This window comes from Palleniella muris, assembly GCF_004792655.1.
Classification (GTDB): Bacteria; Bacteroidota; Bacteroidia; order Bacteroidales; family Bacteroidaceae; genus Prevotella; species Prevotella muris_A.
Genome location: NZ_SRZC01000055.1, coordinates 1 through 493, shown reverse-complemented (window position 1 = coordinate 493; position 493 = coordinate 1). Strand labels below are relative to the sequence as shown.

Here is a 493-nt window from a genome sequence, read left to right as displayed (position 1 = left end):
TCCCGCCTTTCTCGTTGACTATGCAGAGGATGCTGCCCTGATTGTCCGTTATGGCATGGCAGAGGATGTCGTCCTTTCCGGTCTGACGCACAAGGATGATGTTGCCGCCGAGATAGTAGAACTCGTGTGTCACGTCGTTTTCCTCTATGCGCTCGTAGTCGTCGGAATAGGTTATCACGCGCTTCTCCTCGCCGTTTATGCTCAGCGTGCTCTGCCAGCGCTCCATGTCGGGACCGTAGGCGATGCTGAGTTCACGGTACTCATCGTCGTGCCACTCGCCGAGGGTCTCCAGCTTTCCGAAGAAGTTGTAGGATGCCTCCTGACTGCCGGGGCGGTATCCGCTGTCTGTCACGTCAAGACTTGTCAGGGCATGTGCCCTGCCGCAGTCGTAATGGTATGTGCCGGCATCGCTCTTGCTCAGGATGTTGCCGTTGTCGGAATATGATATTGACTGGATGACTTTCGTGCCGCTGGTTACCTCAACAAGCCTGTC

1 pseudogene is annotated in these 493 nt (G+C 56.0%); it reads right to left on the bottom strand.

What is annotated here, in order from left to right:
• A pseudogene (locus E5358_RS15185) lies at nt 1-493 on the bottom strand (RHS repeat domain-containing protein); the annotation flags it as partial.